This is a genomic window from Gemmatimonadaceae bacterium (genome assembly GCA_035606695.1).
GTDB lineage: Bacteria > Gemmatimonadota > Gemmatimonadetes > Gemmatimonadales > Gemmatimonadaceae > JAQBQB01.
Genome location: DATNEW010000001.1, coordinates 140111 through 157380, shown reverse-complemented (window position 1 = coordinate 157380; position 17270 = coordinate 140111). Strand labels below are relative to the sequence as shown.

At 65.0% G+C, this 17270-nt stretch carries 13 protein-coding genes; 7 read left to right on the top strand and 6 right to left on the bottom strand.

Going from position 1 to position 17270, the window contains the following annotated elements:
- Positions 1–65 precede the first annotated feature (65 nt).
- On the bottom strand, positions 66–2210 hold the full coding sequence (locus tag VN706_00685) for a DPP IV N-terminal domain-containing protein (GenBank protein ID HXT14111.1): 2145 nt from the start codon (positions 2208–2210) through the stop codon (positions 66–68).
- 92 nt (positions 2211–2302) lie between these two features.
- Between VN706_00685 and VN706_00680 the strand changes: the two genes are divergently transcribed.
- From VN706_00680 to VN706_00665, 4 genes are all read left to right on the top strand, one after another.
- Positions 2303–3127 carry an SDR family oxidoreductase gene (locus tag VN706_00680; GenBank protein HXT14110.1) on the top strand — a complete coding sequence of 275 codons (825 nt, stop codon included), beginning with the start codon at positions 2303–2305 and terminating at the stop codon, positions 3125–3127.
- Positions 3124–3939 carry a transporter gene (locus tag VN706_00675; GenBank protein HXT14109.1) on the top strand — a complete coding sequence of 272 codons (816 nt, stop codon included), beginning with the start codon at positions 3124–3126 and terminating at the stop codon, positions 3937–3939. The genes VN706_00680 and VN706_00675 overlap by 4 nt, the downstream gene beginning before the upstream one ends.
- 72 nt (positions 3940–4011) lie before the next feature.
- Positions 4012–7155 carry a hypothetical protein gene (locus VN706_00670; protein HXT14108.1) on the top strand — a complete coding sequence of 1048 codons (3144 nt, stop codon included), beginning with the start codon at positions 4012–4014 and terminating at the stop codon, positions 7153–7155.
- Between the two features lie 143 nt (positions 7156–7298).
- Positions 7299–7568, top strand: coding sequence for a hypothetical protein (locus VN706_00665; GenBank protein ID HXT14107.1), 270 nt, complete (start codon positions 7299–7301; stop codon positions 7566–7568).
- Here the strand turns inward: VN706_00665 and VN706_00660 are convergent.
- Together VN706_00660 and VN706_00655 are read right to left on the bottom strand one after the other, a co-directional pair.
- On the bottom strand, positions 7507–8334 hold the full coding sequence (locus VN706_00660) for an arginine deiminase-related protein (protein ID HXT14106.1): 828 nt from the start codon (positions 8332–8334) through the stop codon (positions 7507–7509). The two genes, VN706_00665 and VN706_00660, sit on opposite strands and share 62 nt — an antisense overlap.
- Positions 8331–10826 carry a fused MFS/spermidine synthase gene (locus tag VN706_00655; GenBank protein HXT14105.1) on the bottom strand — a complete coding sequence of 832 codons (2496 nt, stop codon included), beginning with the start codon at positions 10824–10826 and terminating at the stop codon, positions 8331–8333. Before VN706_00655 ends, VN706_00660 begins: the two co-directional genes overlap by 4 nt.
- 138 nt (positions 10827–10964) lie before the next feature.
- Between VN706_00655 and VN706_00650 the strand changes: the two genes are divergently transcribed.
- Entirely contained in the window at positions 10965–11534 is a 570-nt protein-coding gene (locus VN706_00650; protein HXT14104.1) for a TIGR00730 family Rossman fold protein, read from the top strand.
- On the opposite strand, the gene VN706_00645 is transcribed toward VN706_00650, so the two are convergent.
- Positions 11518–13290 (bottom strand): M56 family metallopeptidase, encoded by a 1773-nt coding sequence (locus tag VN706_00645; protein ID HXT14103.1) that lies wholly within the window; start codon positions 13288–13290, stop codon positions 11518–11520. The two genes, VN706_00650 and VN706_00645, sit on opposite strands and share 17 nt — an antisense overlap.
- Positions 13287–13706 (bottom strand): BlaI/MecI/CopY family transcriptional regulator, encoded by a 420-nt coding sequence (locus VN706_00640; protein ID HXT14102.1) that lies wholly within the window; start codon positions 13704–13706, stop codon positions 13287–13289. The genes VN706_00645 and VN706_00640 overlap by 4 nt, the downstream gene beginning before the upstream one ends.
- Before the next feature lie 102 nt (positions 13707–13808).
- Here VN706_00640 and VN706_00635 point away from each other — a divergent pair, with 102 nt between their 5' ends.
- On the top strand, positions 13809–16394 hold the full coding sequence (locus tag VN706_00635; GenBank protein HXT14101.1) for a PIG-L family deacetylase: 2586 nt from the start codon (positions 13809–13811) through the stop codon (positions 16392–16394).
- A complete protein-coding gene (locus VN706_00630) occupies positions 16361–16501 on the top strand; it encodes a hypothetical protein (GenBank protein ID HXT14100.1) in 141 nt (46 codons plus the stop codon). The genes VN706_00635 and VN706_00630 overlap by 34 nt, the downstream gene beginning before the upstream one ends.
- A gap of 11 nt (positions 16502–16512) precedes the next feature.
- Here VN706_00630 and VN706_00625 read toward each other — a convergent pair whose 3' ends face one another.
- Positions 16513–17157 (bottom strand): hypothetical protein, encoded by a 645-nt coding sequence (locus VN706_00625; GenBank protein ID HXT14099.1) that lies wholly within the window; start codon positions 17155–17157, stop codon positions 16513–16515.
- Between the last annotated feature and the right edge of the window lie 113 nt (positions 17158–17270).

Here is a 17270-nt window from a genome sequence, read left to right as displayed (position 1 = left end):
TTATGAGATGTATAATAATGAGATGCGGCGACATGTCATTCTGAGGCGCAGGGTGTCATCCCTCCTTACGACGACGCCTTTGAGGGATTGATGACGAGATTCTCGATGAAGAATTCCAGCATCCGCTGCAGATTGAGCCCCGAGTGCTCTTGATCGGGTCCGACCTGTACCTCGAAACTCTTGCCGGCGCGCTGCAGCCCTTGAATCAGCTGCATCATGTTCGACGGATGCACGTTGTTGTCGGCCGTGCCGAAGTAGAGCATGAGGCGGCCGCGCAGATCGTTCACGTACGTGAGCGCCGAGCCCTTGTCATACCCTTCCTTGTTCTCCTGCGGAATCCACATGTAGCGCTCGGTGTAGATCGTGTCGTAGTTGCGCCAATCGGTCGGCGGCGACGACGCCGACGCCGCGGCGAACACCTCGGGATGCCGCAGGATCTCCATCACCGACGTATAGCCCCCGTATGACGTGCCGTAGATCCCGACGCGATTCTTGTCGATGTACGGCCGACTCCACAGCGCTTTCACGCCATCCGCCATGTCGTCGATCTCCGTCTGGCCGAGCTTGAGGTAGACGGCGTCGAGATATTTTCGGCCCATGCCGGGATTGGTGCGCGCCTCGAGCTGCAGCAGAATGAAGCCAAGCTCCGTCAGCGACGACGGCACGGTGAAACGCTCGCTCGTCGAGTTCGTGACGCCCGGACCACCGTAGACGCTCACGAGCACCGGATACTTCTTGGTTGGATCGAAGTTCGACGGGAAGTGAATTTCTCCGTGCAGCGTCGCTTGACCGTCCGACGTCTTGTACTCGTACATCTCGACCTTCTTGAGGCCGAGCGCGTTGAAGCGCGACAGATCGGTGGTGGCGAGCTCGGCGACGACCTTGCCGTTGGCGTCGATCAAGCGCGTGACCGGCGCCTGATCGTGCGTCTCGGCCACGTCCACGAAATGCTTGCCGTCCGGCGCAAGCGAAATGCCGTGCGTGAAGGCCGGATCGGTGAGCCGCACGTCGTTCGTCCCGTCGAGCCTGACGCGATGCAGCTGCAGCTTCATGTAATTCGATCCATCGCGCGCCATGTAGAACATCGTATTCGACGGCTCGTCGATGCGGACGATCCCCGCCACCTCGGCGCCGAGACGCGTGATCGGATTTAGTAACTGTCCGGACTTAAAATCATATAAATAGTAGTTTTTAAACCCCGTACGATCCGACTCCCAGACGAAGCGCCTGCCGTCCGCGAGGAACGTCGTGCCCGGCGCCGGATCGTCGTCGATCCACCCCGTCGGCCATTCCTCGTGCAGCACCGTGCGGCACGCGCCCGTCGACGGGCTGCACGCCGCCATCTCCACTGTGTTCTGGCGGCGGTTCGTTCGCAGGAAGCGCAGCGCGCGTCCGTCCGGCGACCACGCGACGTCATACACGTAGTAGCCCAGCGTCGCGTTCTCGAACGGCTTGCCGTCGCGCACGTCGATCCGCGTCGTCGTGCGGGTCGCAATGTCGTACACGAACAGATCGACCACGGGATTGGGAACGCCCGGCTTCGGATACGCCTCGACGTCGAGCGTATCCTGAATGCGCGTCAGGCCGACGGCCAGATAGAAATCCGGCACCTTGCTCTCATCGAAGCGGTAGTACGCGAGCTTCGACCCGTCCGGCGACCACCACATCGCCGTGCGCTGCGAGAGCTCCTCGCCGTACACCCAGCTCGCCGTTCCATACTTGATGCGCGTCTTCTCGCTGCCGTCCGTCGTGATCGGCACGCTGGAGTTTCCAAGCGTGTCGCCCAGCCAAACGTTGCGGTCGCGATAGAACGCGCGATGATTGCCCACGGGCGCGGTCGCCGACGCAAATTGGCGCCCGCGCTCGGGCTGCCCACCAATCGCCAACCGACCGCGCCCGTTGCCCGCTTGCTGTTGCGGCGTGTCGGGAACGGGAACGATTTTCTTCAAGCCAAGATCGTAGCGCATCAGCTGGCTGCCGTTCGCGAAATCCACCGCGCGACTGTCGGGCGTCCACGTTGCTACGCTGCCGAAGCGGCCGCGCCCGGGAACGGCTTGCTGGATCTGCGGCGACATGCGCGCGAATTGCTCGTAACCGGGCATCGACTTGAGCCGGTCCTGCGCATGAGCAGTGGAAGCGGCGAGCATCAATGCCAGCGCGGCGGCGACGGCCGTGCCGGTTCGCGCGATCGAATCGTGCAGTGAGTGCATCACGTTGGTCCTCAAATGATTGTCTGACGAGCCATCATTAAGTTCGGCGAGCGGCGGTCGAAAGTCGATAGCGTTCGCGGTACCTTGGAGCCATGACCGACACCTCGAGCGCAAAAGTCACTAAAACGAGCAAGACGATCGTCATCACCGGTGCGAGTGCGGGCATCGGCGCCGGCCTCGCACGGCGTCTTGCAGCCGATGGACACCGCCTCGCGCTCGCCGCGCGACGGCGCGAACCGCTCGAAGTCGTGGCGAGAGATGCCGAGCAGTCGGGTGCGGCGCGCGCCGTCGCGATCGAGACGGATGTGACCAAACGAAGCGACGTCGAACGCTTGCGTGACCGTGCCATTGCCGAATTCGGCGGCTTCGACGTGTGGATCAACAACGCCGGACGCGGCATCACGCGGCAAGTGATCGATCTGACCGACGACGACGTCGACGAGATGATCGCCGTCAACGTGAAGTCGGCGTTGTACGGAATGCAGACGGCCGTGCGTCACTTCATCGCGCGCGGTGCCGGACAGGTCATCAACGTCTCATCATTTCTCGGCCGAGTGCCGATGGCGACGCATCGCTCGGCGTACAACGCGGCGAAGGCGGCGCTCAATGCGTTGACGGCGAATCTGCGCATGGATTTACAGAAGCAGTATCCAAACATTCATATCACGACCATCATGCCCGGCATGGTCGGCACGGAGTTCGGAAGAAACGCACTCGGCTCGCTGCCGGAGACGCCGATCTACGCCGGGCCGCAGGTGCAATCGGTCGAGCAGGTGGCGGACATCATCGCGAGCGCGATCGAGCATCCCGTGCCCGAGGTGTACACCAATCCCGCGTCGGCGGGCATGGCGCAGAAGTATTTCGCCGACGTCGCGGCGTTCGAGGCGCAGGGCGTTTCGTGGGGGAGTGGGCGATGACGCTCGCGCATGGCGCCCGATTGGCAACGCGCTCGTTCACCTCGTTCACGCTGATGGTGATCGTCGCGAGTGCTGCTGCCGGCCAGGAGCCGAAAGACCCGCATGCCGTGCAGCCCGAGCGTCCAACCGTGGCCACGCACGCCGGGACGGTGGCGCCCGGTTGGTTGGAGATCGAGGCCGGGGTCGAGCACGACCATTTCTCGCCGGCGAATAACACGACGTTCACGCCGACGACGATCAAGATTGGTCTCGCGAGTCACGTGCAGCTCAGCATCCTCGGTTCGGTCGTGCACACCATCGCGGGATCGGGCATCGGCGACGTCACCGTCGGAGCAAAGTGGCGTCTCGTCGACGACGCGCCGATCCTCGGTGATTTCGCGGTGCTGCCGGCGGTGAAGTTTGCCGCCGGCTCGTCGGATCGTGGCACTGGAACGGGAACGACTGACGCGTCTTTGCTGTTCATCTCGAGTCACGATTTCGGCGGCGTCGCGATGGACATCAACGCCGGGTACACTCGCCGCAGCGGCAACGGCACGAACGCACCGACCAGTGCCTCACTGTGGACGGCGTCGTTCGGCGGACCCTTCGGCGGACCGTGGGGATGGGCGCTCGAATGCTATGGGTTTCCCGGCACCGGCGGGCCTGCCGGTGCTGCGCCGATCGTCGCCTTGCTTGGCGGACCAACGTTTCTCGCGAAGTCGTGGCTCGCGTTCGATGCGGGCGTGATCGTGCCCGTGACGGGGCCGCAGGCGCATGCGCTTTACGCGGGCGGCGTCTACAACGTTGGGAGACTCTGGTCGACGCGTCACTGACTCGCGACGCGACGAATTTGGTGCCATAATCGCTGCGGCTCCCACACCAGGATGGAGAGAATGCAGCCACGCATGAATCGATGGATAGCGCTCGTCGCGCTGTCGTCGGTTATCGCGCCGTTGACGAGCGTGCTCGCCGCGCAAGGCCGCGGCGCGCGGCCGTCGGACAGCAGCTTCAACGTGTCATCGAATTCCGCGCTGTCGAGTTTTCACTTTCGCTCCATCGGCCCGGCGAGCATGGGCGGGCGCCTCGACGACATCGAAGTGTCACAGAGCGATCCGAACGTCATCTACATCGGATACGCCGTCGGCGGCGTGTTCAAGTCCGAAGACAACGCGGTGTCGTTCAAGCCGGTGTTTCAGACGTACGGCAGCGCGTCGATTGGCGACATCGCCATTCATCCGACCAATCCGGACATCGTTTACGTCGGAACGGGTGAGCCGAACAACCGGCAGACCGCGTCGTTCGGCGACGGCATTTACAAGTCGACCGACGGTGGCAAGACCTTCACCAACGTTGGACTCAAGGAAACGCAGACGATCGCGCGCATCGTGATCGATCCGAAAAATCCCGAGGTCGTGTACGTCGCGTCGCCTGGTCATTTGTTCGGACCGAACGCCGACCGCGGTGTCTACAAGACGACCGATGGCGGCAAGACGTGGAACAAGATCAAGTACATCGATGAGAACACGGGCTTCACCGACATCGCCATCGATCCGTCGAACAGCAACATCATTTATGCGGCGAGCTACCAGCGCCGCCGCACGAGCTGCTGCTTCAACGGCGGTGGGCCGGGCAGCGCGGTGTGGAAGAGCGAGGACGCCGGCCGCACGTGGTCGAAGCTGACGAGCGGCTTGCCCGGCGGCACCTACGGCCGCATCGCGCTCGGCGTCTCGGCGTCGAGCCCGAACGTGGTCTACGTGCAGATCGAAGCCGGCGAGACGGGCACGGAGCTTGGGGGTCGGAGCGGCGCGGCAGAGGCACCGACGGAAGCGGCCGCGGGCGGTGCCGGTGGTGGCGGTGGTGGCGGTGGCGGGGGCGGTCGCGGCGGATTCGATTGGTGCAACAACGGTGGCCCCGGCAACGGATTCGCCGCGGGGCGCGGTGGCGCGCCGGCCGCGAATGAGAATCGCACGCCGCCCAAGCTCGATGCGGCGAAGGGCGGCGTGTTCCGCTCCGACAACCGCGGGCGCTCGTTCACGCTCGTGAGCAACTGCGATGCGCGCCCGATGTACTTCAGCCAGCTGCGGGTCGATCCGCAAAATCCGAACACGATCTACGTCGCGGGTCTGCCGGTCGCGAAATCGCTCGACGCCGGCAAGACGTTCGCCACGCTCGACGCGGCCGGTGGCAACGGCGAGCCGGCCCACGTCGACCAGCACGCGATCTGGGTCGATCCGCGCAACTCGAAGCACTTGATGATCGGCAACGACGGCGGATTAGACATCTCATATGACCAGGGCCGGACGTGGGACTTCATCGCCACGATGGCCACCGGCTTGGCCTACGTCGTCACCGCCGACAACGAACGGCCCTACAACGTCTACACCGGGCTTCAGGACAACAACAGCTGGGGAGGCCCGAGCTCCAAGCGCGGGCGCGCCGGCATCACGAACATGGATTGGTTCGGCATCTGCGGCGGCGACGGGTTCTACACCGCCGTCAATGCCGATCATCCGAACATCATCTACTGCGAGTCGCAGGACGGAAACACGCAGCGGTACGATTTGAATACCGGCCAGACGATCAGCATCAAACCAAATGCGGGCCCGGGTGCGCAGCTTGCCGGCGGCCCGGCGGGTGGTAGCAACGCCGCACGCGATCGTGGCGCGTGTGTCGACGGGCGCGCGCCTGGAGGACGCGGCGGGGGTGGTGGAGGCGGTGGCCGCGGCGGCGCCCGCAAGAATGTCATCAACGCGGACGGCGGCGAGCAGTATCGCTTCAACTGGAACACGCCGTTCATTCTCTCGTCGCACAATCCGGATATCGTCTACTTGGGCGGCAACCGGTTGTTCAAGTCCTATGATCGCGGCACGAGCTGGGTCGAGAGCCCGGATCTCACCCGGCACATCGATCGCTGCGGCGTGGCGGTGATGGGCGTCGGCGGCGACAAGTCTCAGCTCTCGAAGAACGACGGCTTGTCGCAGTACAGCACGATCATCGCCGTGTCCGAATCGCCCGTGATGCCAGGTGTCGTGTGGGCGGGCACGGACGACGGTCTCCTGCAGGTGAGTCGCGACGGTGGGTTGACGTTCACCGAAGTTGGCAAGAACCTGCCGGGATTGCCGCAAGGCGCGATCGGCAGCGATGACGCCTTCTGGATTTCGCGCATCGACGCGTCGCACTTCGATGCGGGGACGGCATACGTCTCCGTCGATGGCCATCGCAGCGACGATCTCCGCCCGTACGTGTTCGTGACGCACGACTACGGCCGCACGTTCCAGAGCATCGCCGGCGATTTGCCGAGCTATGGCAATGTGCAAGTGGTGCGCGAGGATCCGAAGAACAAGGATCTCCTGTTTGCCGGTACCGAGTTTGGGTTGTTCGTCTCTCAGAACGGCGGCAAGCATTGGGAGAAGTTCATGAACGATTACCCGACGGTGCGCACGGATGACATTCTCATCCATCGGCGCGACGCCGACGTCATCGTTGCGACGCACGGCCGCAGCATCTGGATCGCCGACGACATCTCGGCGCTCGAGGCCTTCACGCCGTCGGTGGCGGCGCAGGATGTGTATCTCTTCACGCCGCGGACGGCGGTCGCGTACATCACGGATCTCACGAACAATCCGCACATCGGCGGCCAGAAGGTATTCGTCGGCGCCAACGCGCCGCGCGGCACCGCGATCAGTTATTACCTCAAGTCGGGCGCGAATGACGTGAAGGTGTCGGTCGTGGACGGACAGGGCCGTACGCTCTGTACGAGCAGTGGACCGACGAGCGCCGGCATTCACAAGGTGCAATGGACGCTTACGGCGCCGCTGCTGAACCAGGGTGGCGGCGGTGGAGGCGGCGGCGGCAACTTCGGCGCCGCGGCCGGACCGCCGGACAATGGTTGCAGCGGCGGCGGTGGTGGACGCGGCGGTGGTGGCGGGTTCGGCGGTGGTGCGAACGCGATCACGCCGGGTACGTACACGGCAAAGCTCGTGGTGAACGGGCAGAGCTTCAGCCAGGCGTTCGAGGTGCTGGAAGACAAGACGTTCAAGGCGCGGTAGAGCGGTAGAAACGAGGCAGCGTCATTCCGAGCGTCAGCGAGGAATCTTCCCTCCGGGTCGAGCGGCTTGCCCTTAAGACCAGGATGCCAGATTCCTCGCTTCGCTCGGAATGACAACGGCGGCCCGCATATTATCTTCCGCGCGTGGACATCCTGCGCAACCCGCCGAATCCCGAACGCGATGCCCAGATCAAGTCCCGCCAGCAGCTGGCGGGAAAGTTCGGTTTCATCCTCGGCTGCGTCGCATCGGTCGCGGCGCTCGGACTGAATTTTTATTGGAAGGGCGTGCCCGAGGAGTTCATCGGACTCGCTTTTTACGTCCTCATCGCCGCGCTCAACATGCCGATCGGCATCATGATCGGACTTCTGTTCGAGAAGTGGTCGCGGCCGAAGGACTTGAGACCGAAGAAGTAACGATCACGCTCAGGCACGTCACGCCGCCCTCGGCTTTCGCGAACTCTGATACCGAAACTGGTATCACTTCCCAGCCGCAGCCGCGCAGCGTCTCGATCGTTTCAGGAAACGCATCCGACGCGATGATGCGCTCGCCGATCACGAGCACGTCGCCCGCCCACGGCTCGTTCGCCGGCACGGGCACTCGCCGGCTCCCGGGAAACACCGACGCGTCGACCCAATCCGCGTTGACCAGAAAGCGGCCATCGGGCAGCGCGCTGCACGCGGTTTTGAGATGCAGGCATCCCGTCACGCGAACCGCCGTGACGGAATAGCCCAGGGGCGCGAGCAAGTCGCGCAGATCGTCGATCCCTCGCTGATTCGTCCGAGGCGACCGGCCGACATAGACCTCTCGTCCCGAGACGACGACGTCGCCGCCGTCCATCGTCGCCGGGAGTGCCAGGCGTTCGATCGGTCGAAACTGTCGGAGCGCCGGCTCGATGCCAGACGGTTCGCCGCGGCGCGACTCCGCCCCGGGCGACATCATCACCGCCACCTCGTCGAGGACGACGGCGGTGTCTTCCACGAACACGCAATCGGGCATCGCGCGATTCGTGTCGAGCACGATGACTTCGGCGCCGCAGCGGCGCAGCGCATCGCGGTAGCCAAGATGCTGCCGTCGCGCCAGCGCAAGATCGATCGGCGTCACGCCGACGAACGTGTGCTCGAATTGCTGCATGTTCGGCGACGGCTCGTGGGTGATCGCCACGAGCCGTCGCGAACTCACGGCGCGCCTCCGCCGATCTGTCCGCGCAGATAATTGCGCGCGTCATCCGAGCCCGTGAAAAGATTCTCCGGATACCGGCGGTAGTGCAGCATCTCGTCGTAGATCGTCGCGTTCTCGTACGTGTTGAGTCCCATGCCGGCGAGATATTGCAGGCGCAGGTTCACATCGCGATTGATCTGCGCATCGACGAGCCACGGCGCCAGATCGCGCGCCTGGCCACCGTACGTCGTGAAGAGCGCCAGCGGTGAGTTGAAGCCCACGTCGTTCAGCGACTGCACCACGCGCGCATTCTCCGGACGGTTCAGCCGAGCCGCGATCGAATCGAGATTGATCGGTTGCGGCGTCGCGTGTCCCGCGAGCAGCACGTCGTATCCCTTGCCGTTGATGTCGTTGCTCCAGACCGTGCCGTCGGGAAACACGTTGAAGAACGTTGCCAGTTCGCTCTTCACGACCTCGGGGAAGCTCTCGTACAAGGGCACCCACTGCGTGACGACGCCGCCCGGATTGAGATGCTGCTTCACGAGCTCGAAATACTCCTTCGTGTACAACGTCGCCGCGCCCTTCACCCAGGGATGAATCGGATCCGAGGTGATGACGTCGAACTTTTCTTTCGTCGTGAGGATGAAATGGCGCGCATCGTCGTACACGATCTCGACGCGCGGATCGTGCGCGACGTTGTAGTTCTGCGCCGTGAAGTACGTCGACACCACTTTGGGAATCAGCGGTTCGATCTCGCAGATCACGATGCGCTTGATGCCGGGATACGTCACGAAGGATCCGGCGGTAACACCCGCGCCGAATCCCACGACGAGCACCGACTTGGGCTCGTTGACCAGCAACGCCGAAATGTGGCCGAGCATGCGCTGCAGCCGCATGTCCTGCGGAAGGCTCGACGCCTCGACTTTGCCCGCGACGTGGAAGTTGCGCGCGCCGCTCTCTTCTTCCGACACGGCGATCGACGAGTTCATGCCTTCGCCGACATAGAGGTACTTCGGTTCCGTCGTGTACGTCGGCAGAAAGCGTCCGTACGCCACGAGGCCGTCGGGAACTCCGGGCACGTTCGCCGCGAGCACGACGGCGACGATCGACGCCGCGACCACGGTGATCATCCCGACACGGCCGAGCGATTCGATCGGTCGCGCGTCGCGCCTGAGCGGAAGATCGGTCGGCGCCTTGCGCAGCATCGACGCGAACACCACGAGCGCGGACACGAGCGAGATGGCGATGAGCAGCACTTCCGCGCGCTGCGTACCGAATTGCGGAATCACGACGATGCTGAAGATCACGCTGCCGATGATCGCGCCGACGGTATTCGCCGCGTACACGCGACCAACCAGACGGCCCGCGTCCTGTCCCGGTCCGACCACCGCGGCGATCGCGAGCGGGAAACTCGCGCCCCACAACAACGCCGCCGGAAACACGGCGACGAGCGATCGCAGAAAATCAACCTGGAACGTGATCCACGGACTCGGGCTGAGCGACGGATTGATCGGCCAGTAGGGAAGCGCCTTTGCCATCATGAACGCGCTCCACGCGATGGCCACCGTCAACAACAGCTGGCACCACCCGAGCGCGGCACGCGGTGACTTTCCACGCGACAACGCGGCACCGCCGCTGCTGCCGAAGCCAAGCCCCACGAGAAATACCGCGAGAATGATCGAGAACGTGTAGACCGACGCACCGAGCATCAGCGACAACAGGCGCGTCCACACCACTTCGGCGCCGAGCGCGGACATTCCCGACAACCCGATCGCCGCATACACGACGTTCATGCGCGGCACGGCCGGCACATCGTTCGCGCCCTCCGCCTGCACCGCCGGCCGATGCGGCGCGCGCTTCGAGAGCGCGAGACCAACTCCAGCGACCAGGAAGTTCACGCCGACCGCGACGACGGTCGTCGTCGTCATGTCGTGCACGCGGAGCAGATAGAATCCCGCGAGCAGACAACCGAACACCGCGCCCGCGATGTTGCTGCCGTAAAAGAAGCCGAGCCACGACACCCCGGTTGGCGTCGTCTCGACCCAGCGCGCGATCGCCGGCAGCGTCGCGCCCATGAGGAGCGTCGGCGGAAGGAGGCAGATGGCGCACAGCAATCCGCGCCACAGAATGCCGGCGAGCCCGCCCATCGCGGTCGCGGTGTAAACGCCGCCAACCAGCGGCACCGCCACGAGCACGATCAATCCGAGAATACCGATGCCCGCCTCGAGTGCCGCATACACGCGCAGCGGATGCTGCTCGGGCGAAACGAATCGCGGCAGCAACAAGCTGCCGAGACACATGCCGCCCATGAACGTGCCGAGCAGCACGCCGAGCGATACGGCCGACGAGCCGATGACGAGCTCGATCAGCTGAAACCAGACGATTTCGTAGATGAGCGCCGCGCATCCGCTGCCGACGAACAGCAGCAGCAATAACGGCAGGAAACGCTGGGTCGGCGGAAGGGGCAGCGCGATCGTCTGCGTCTGCGCCTGGCGGGCGATCTGTTTGGCCATGCGACTGCTGGGCGGGAAGAGGGAAACAGGCAGGGGCGGGGGCCTTCCCCAGAATTACGCTCGAGCAGGCCGGAGAGTTGGCAGCCACTGGCACCGGACACTGGTTCGCCCGTCGCAAGCCGCCTAGTCTTGACGCGCATGATCCAATCGATCTGCGTCTTTTGCGGCTCGGCTGAAGGAGCGACACCGGTGTACATGGACGCCGCGCGAACCTTTGCGCGGGCCGCTGTTCGTCGCCGGCTTCGGCTCGTCTATGGCGGCGCGAGTGTCGGGCTGATGGGCGCCCTCGCCGACGCGGCGCTCGAGGCTGGCGGCACGGTGATCGGCATCATGCCGCGAGCGCTGGTCGATCGCGAGATTGCGCATCGTGGCCTGACGGCCCTGCACGTGGTGGAGACGATGCACGAGCGAAAGGCCTTGATGGCCGAGCTCGCCGATGCGTTCGTGGCATTACCGGGCGGCCTGGGCACTCTCGAAGAGCTCTTCGAGGTGTGGACCTGGGGTATGCTCGGCCTGCACGACAAGCCGTTCGCGATGCTCGACGTGAACGGCTATTACGCGTCGCTCGCGATGTTTCTCGATCACGCGCACCGCGAGGGGTTCATACGCGCCGCGCAACGCGGCCGCCTCATCATGGACGACGAGCCGGAGCGATTGCTCGCCCGGCTCGTCGCGCGTGAGCCGAACCCGCTTACGGGTCCTTCGTGAGATTGAAGTTGAATGGCATCTGAACGAGTTGACGCACCGGCTTGCCGCCGACCAGCGCGGGATTGAAGCGCATCGCCGGCAAGGCGTCCTTCACCGCTTGCGTGAACAGGTCGTGCGTCGACTTGAGCACCTTGAAGGTCTCCATGTCGGGCGTGCCGTCGGTGTTGAGCACGAACTGCGCTAAGACTACTCCTTCGACTTTGGCTTGGCGCAACATGTCGGGGTAGCGCGGTGCAGCGTTGCCCGGCATCTGCGTTGCTTGGTGCTCCACCTGAAACTCGAAGTACGTCTGTTCGCCCGTGACTCGAGTGGGTTGCGCGGGGAACGCGACGACGGAATCCGTGCGACGACCAGTCACGACCCAGCCGGGCGCGGTCCCTTCCGGCGCCGCAACGATGACGATCGCGTTGGCCGACGACACTCCGTCGATGACGACTGCATGCCCGGGTGTGCGCAGCTGGTCAGCCGTCTTGTCACGCATCAGGAACAGAAACGGACTTTGGATGGATGCGTTCGGCGCAAGCCGCCACTTGGGCAGCACGCTCTTCACGGCGTTCGTGAACAGGTCGTGCGAGCTGGAGACGACGGCGAGACTCGACAGATCGGGTACGCCCTGTCCGTCCGTGTAGAACCGAACGAGTACGGATCCTTCGACGCCCGCGGTACGCAGCATGTCCGGATAGCGCGGCGCGGGGTTGCCTTGTTGCGCGACCGCGCCGCCGATGGATGTCGAGACGACCGGATCGAGCTTCAACACTTCGGTGTGCGGCCGCGCTAATATGGCCCGCGGCGCCACCGTCGGCACGTCGTTCAACACCGGCTGGACGGCGCGCAGCACCTGATCGGTGAGCGGCACGCCGGCCGATTGCAGCGAGCTTGCGAACGCCAGCACGAGCGCGGCGATGACACCGCCGGAATACATCGTGAGGCGCGCGAGCTTCCGGGTCGATCTGCGCATGGCGAGAATCCTCCGTTCGAGTTGCGTGGTTGGCTCGGTCATCATCGGCGCGAAGATCGCCGGCGAAATCGACCGTCGCTGCGCGATCGTGAGCATCAGCATTCCGTACCGTTCAGGCGAGGGGTGCGCGCGCAGCACGCGCGCGTCACAGTCCATCTCGATCGCCAGCCGAAGACGTCGCGCCTGGAGCCACAGCAGCGGATTCCACGGCATCGCCGCGACGGCCAGGGCGGCGCCGAACAACAGATGCGGATCGCGCGCGCGGCGATGTTCCTCTTCGTGCCGCAGCACGATCGCGCGCAGCGACGCGTCGAGCGAAAAAATCCATTCGGGGAGCACGACGTCCATCGTGCGCAATCCCACCACCGCCGGCCCGACGTTGTCCGACAGCTTCACCGCGACACCGTCGATGCGACTGCGCTTCCATTCGGCACGCATGCGCTCGAGCGCCACTACGCCGCGCGCGAGACGCACGAGCAGCGCGAGCGACAGCGCGATCCACAGCATCGCGAGCCCGCGATCGAGCAACGCCGCGATCCGGGCACCGATCGACGGCGTGATGATCATGGCGGGCGTCTGCACGACGATCGTAAACGGCAGCACCGAGACCGCCGCCGGTGCAGGGAACAATCGCCGCAGCACCGATCCGAGCGGCCACACCACCGAGAGGAGCGCCGCCGCCGCCCACACCCACCGTGTCGGCAGGCCGCGCGCGCTCAATCCCTGGTCCGCCGCGAGCGCGGCGATCGATATGAGTATGCTAATGGCGCCGGCGTAGAGCATCCACGACGTGATCATCGTTTCGATCCTCCCCCGCTTCTGGGCTTCGGCGACCCGGCCTTGAGCAGCGCGCGCAACCGGCGCATGTCGCTGCCCGACAACTCTTCATCTTCGACGAGCTGCGCCACGAGCTGCTCGGCGGAGCCGTGAAAGAGTTTGTCGACGAGCTTGGTGAGCGCGGTGCGCCGCGCCGCGCGCCGCGCGACGCGCGGGAAATAGCGGTGCGCCTTGCCCTCGGCGCTGTGCGACACGAAATCCTTCGCCTCGAGATTGCGAAGGATGGTGAGCACCGTCGTGTACGCGAGATCGGCCGGCAGGCGGTCGCGCACTTCGGCGACGGTGCCCGAGCCCAGGTCCCACAACACGCCCATCACGTCGAGCTCGCGGTCACCCAGTACGAAATCGTCCATGCCCTCGTCCGGTGAAGTAGTCACGCTGTGCTCGTCCACGCGGTGGATTGGGTCTGGCGTATCTACTAACGTGGTAGTAGAATATCGGCCGCCCTCCGGCGCATCAACTATGAGCATAGCAGATTAATGAAATCTTCATCCATCGGTCGCGCCGCGCCAGGCGTGGTTGCCGCCCTCATGGCCCTCGTGGCCCTCATGGCCCTCATGGCCCTCGGGGCCGCCGAGCTCCCGGCGCAAACGCCCGATGCCGCCCACCTGCGCGAGCTCGTCGAAGGCCTCACCGTCACGCCCCGCGTTCTCATCATCAACGCACGGCCCGAGGATGAGGACAACCGGCTCATTGCCTGGCTGTCGCGTGGCCGGCACGTCGAGACTGGCGTGCTGTCGCTCACGCGCGGTGAGTCCGGACCGAACTTTCTTGGAGCCGAGTCGGGCACGGTGCTCGGTGCCGTGCGCACGCAGGAGATGCTCGAGGCGCGGCACATCGACGGCGCTGAGCAGTTCTTCACGCACGGCTACGATTTTGGTTTTGCGCGCGATACCGCCGAAGTGTTCAAGCGCTGGAATCGCGACTCGATCGTCGGCGATATCGTCTCGGTCATTCGCTCGTTCCGTCCGCATGTCATCGTCGTCACGTCGAGCGACAGCGACCCGCGCATGGACGGTCAGCGCGCTGCCCTCGCCGGACTGGTCGCCGACGCACTCACCTCTGCTGCCGACACGCATGTCTACCCGGCGTCAGTGTTCGGTATGCCATGGCGTACGGCCAAGCTCTACCACTATGGGACAGGTCTCGTCGTTCGCACCGACGAGTTCGATCCTGTGCGTGGCAAGACGTACGACGCCATCGCGCTCGAGGCGCGCGCGCAATACCGATCGCAGGGTTTGCAAGATCTCGCATTGCCCACGACGCCCGTGCAATTGCAGCGCGTGATGCCCGCGATGCGCGATTCATCCATCGAGCGGTCGATCTTCGACGGAATCGACACGTCGCTCGTGCGCTTCGTGGCAACGGCGCCGCATGACGTCGCCGACGAGTTGCCGAGTATGGCGGCGTATGGTGATACGGCGCGGCGCATGCTCGATCTGCGTCATCCCGCGTCCGCTGTCGCGCCGCTGTCCGAGTTGGCGACCTTGGTGAATCACGCGCGCGCCGTCACGCCGTGGTGCGGACATCCGGCGCGCAGCGCCGCTCCTCCACCGACTGCGCCCGCGCCGACGTGCGATCAGGCGACACTCGACCTCGAGGCATCGTTGGATCTCGCGCGCCAGCGTGTAACGGACGCATTGCTCGCCGCCGCCGGTGTCGAGATCGATGCTGTCGCCGATCGCGAGCTGATTGCGGCAAGCGACACGGCACTCGTCACGATCACGGTGGCGAACCACGGCGACGTGCCGATCACGATCGGCGAGGTGGCGGTGTGGGGCGGGATGAGTGAGCCGCATCCCGCGCTGATCGTTTCGCCTGGCGAAACGACGCGCCTCGATCGCACGGTCGCCGGACTCGCCGATCCGCATCCATGGTGGATCGAGTCGCGCACCCAGGACCGCTTTCCCAGTGTCATGCCGTCACTGCTCGACGGTCTCGCACGCGGCGACCTTCTGCCAAAGAATCTCGTGGTGCGCAGCGGCGCCGTCCCCGAGAACTATCGCCGCACGAGCGACGTCAGCGTCGTCGTCACGATCTCGGGCACGACGGTGAGCACGAGCATCGGCCCCGTCGTCTTTCCCTATGCCGACGCCATCGTCGGTCAGCAGCGGCGTCCGATCGCCGGCGCGCCCGACGTGCTCCTCAACTTTGGCCGCGGCCTCGAGTGGGTTGCCGCGCAAAGGCCGGTCACGCGCGACCTGCACGTCTTCATGCGATCGAACACGAAGCAGCCGCGCGCCTTTACCCCGTCGACGCCGCTGGTACCGAAAGGGCTGCGCGTCGATTCACTGCCGCGGCTCGTTGTGCTTGGTCCTCGCGAAGAACGCGACATGTCCATTCATCTGCGCGGCCGATCCCCGGGCGAAGACCGCGAAGCGTTTGGCCTCGTCGGCAAAGCCTCGAACGGCGCCAGATACTTTTCCGGCTTTCAAACAATTCAATACGCGAATCTTCTGCCCATTCGCGTCGCTCGCAGCTCGGGGCTGTGGGTGCAACCCGTGGAGATCACCATTCCCACGAGCATGAGCGTCATTTACGTCCGCGGGCTGGGCGACGATGTCCCGACGGCGCTCAAGGACGTCGGTGTCACCGTCGTCACCGTGCCCGCGGAAGATTTTCTCACGATCGACATCAGCAAGGTGACGACGATCGTGCTGGGGCCGCGCGCGCTCGAGTTGCATCACGAGCTCGCGGCGCAAAAGACGCGGTTGTTCAACTGGGTGCGCGACGGCGGAACGCTCGTCGTCTCGCGCGGCGACGTGCCCACGCTTCAATGGCTGCCGTTTGCGGTCAGCGTCTCGCACCCGGTTGCCGAGCGGGTCACGCGTGCGGATGCGCCGGTGGTCGCGGTCGAGCCAAACGCGCGAGTGCTGTCATGGCCGAACGCCATTCGCGACACCGATTGGACGCAGTGGGTCGGCGAGCGCGCGCAGCTGGTGCCGTCGACCGTGCGGGTTCGTATGCGAAGCCGCTCGAGATGCACGATCTCAAACAGCCCGAGAACCGAAACGCGCTGCTGGTATTGCGCATGGGCAAAGGCACGCTCGTGTACAGCGCGCTGACGCTCGATCAGCAGATCGGCGCGGGCGTTCCCGGTGCGATGCGATTGTTCGTGAACTTGCTCAGCGCCGGACTCACGCCCGCGAACACCGCCAAGGCGTCGCCGTAGCGCGAGTCAGCTCAATACGGCCGGTCGACGACCGACGCGCGATAACGAACGACGAGCGGCCCGTCCTGACCGGCGCGCGTCTCCGGATACAGCGCGATCGACCAGCCGGCGTGGAGCGCGATGTGAATGCCGCGCGTCGGTAAATCGTAGAGCAACACTTTCTGCGAGGACACGATGTTGCCCATCGGCAGCGCGGCGAGCGCGGAGTCGGCGGCCGCGCCGTAGATGCGCGGCAGTGTGGTACGAATGAACCGCTCGAACTTGTCGGGCATGCGCGTGCGAATGTCCGGCGTGTCGAAGGCAAGCGTCACGGTGCTGTCGTCACGGACCGCGGTGACACCGTTGCCCAGCGACGTCTGGCCCATCGCGATCACGGGCGACGCCGGTGCGCCGTCGCGTCGTGCGAGTTCGCCTTGCTGCGCCACCGGGACGTTCGTCGGAACGGTCGCAGAAGTGTTCGGCCCATTCGCGGCGGCTGCGCTCGTACCTGAGTCTTTCGCCGGTGACGATTCCGCGATCGTGACGATTGGCGCTGGTGTCCCGCGCTTCGCGGCGCGATTGCGCAACGCGCCCGCGCTCAGGAGGCCCGCGGTGCCCACGACGGCGAGTGCCACAACCAGGGCGCCGCCACGCAGCACGAGCTGCTTGCGACGCACGCGCGCGAGCACTCTCGCTTCATGGCGACAATGCAAACACACCGTCGTCCCCGGACGACGTTCGTGCGTGCAGACTTCCGTAGGTTGGTGCGACGCGTTCAACACGACCATCT

Coding starts and splice junctions, on each gene's coding strand:
- VN706_00650 (HXT14104.1), top strand. CDS start 10,965: ATGATCCAATCGATCTGCGTCTTTTGCGGCTCGGCTGAAGGAGCGACA.
- VN706_00675 (HXT14109.1), top strand. CDS start 3,124: ATGACGCTCGCGCATGGCGCCCGATTGGCAACGCGCTCGTTCACCTCG.
- VN706_00655 (HXT14105.1), bottom strand. CDS start 10,826: ATGGCCAAACAGATCGCCCGCCAGGCGCAGACGCAGACGATCGCGCTG.
- VN706_00635 (HXT14101.1), top strand. CDS start 13,809: ATGAAATCTTCATCCATCGGTCGCGCCGCGCCAGGCGTGGTTGCCGCC.
- VN706_00630 (HXT14100.1), top strand. CDS start 16,361: ATGGGCAAAGGCACGCTCGTGTACAGCGCGCTGACGCTCGATCAGCAG.
- VN706_00670 (HXT14108.1), top strand. CDS start 4,012: ATGAATCGATGGATAGCGCTCGTCGCGCTGTCGTCGGTTATCGCGCCG.
- VN706_00680 (HXT14110.1), top strand. CDS start 2,303: ATGACCGACACCTCGAGCGCAAAAGTCACTAAAACGAGCAAGACGATC.
- VN706_00645 (HXT14103.1), bottom strand. CDS start 13,290: ATGATCACGTCGTGGATGCTCTACGCCGGCGCCATTAGCATACTCATA.
- VN706_00685 (HXT14111.1), bottom strand. CDS start 2,210: ATGCACTCACTGCACGATTCGATCGCGCGAACCGGCACGGCCGTCGCC.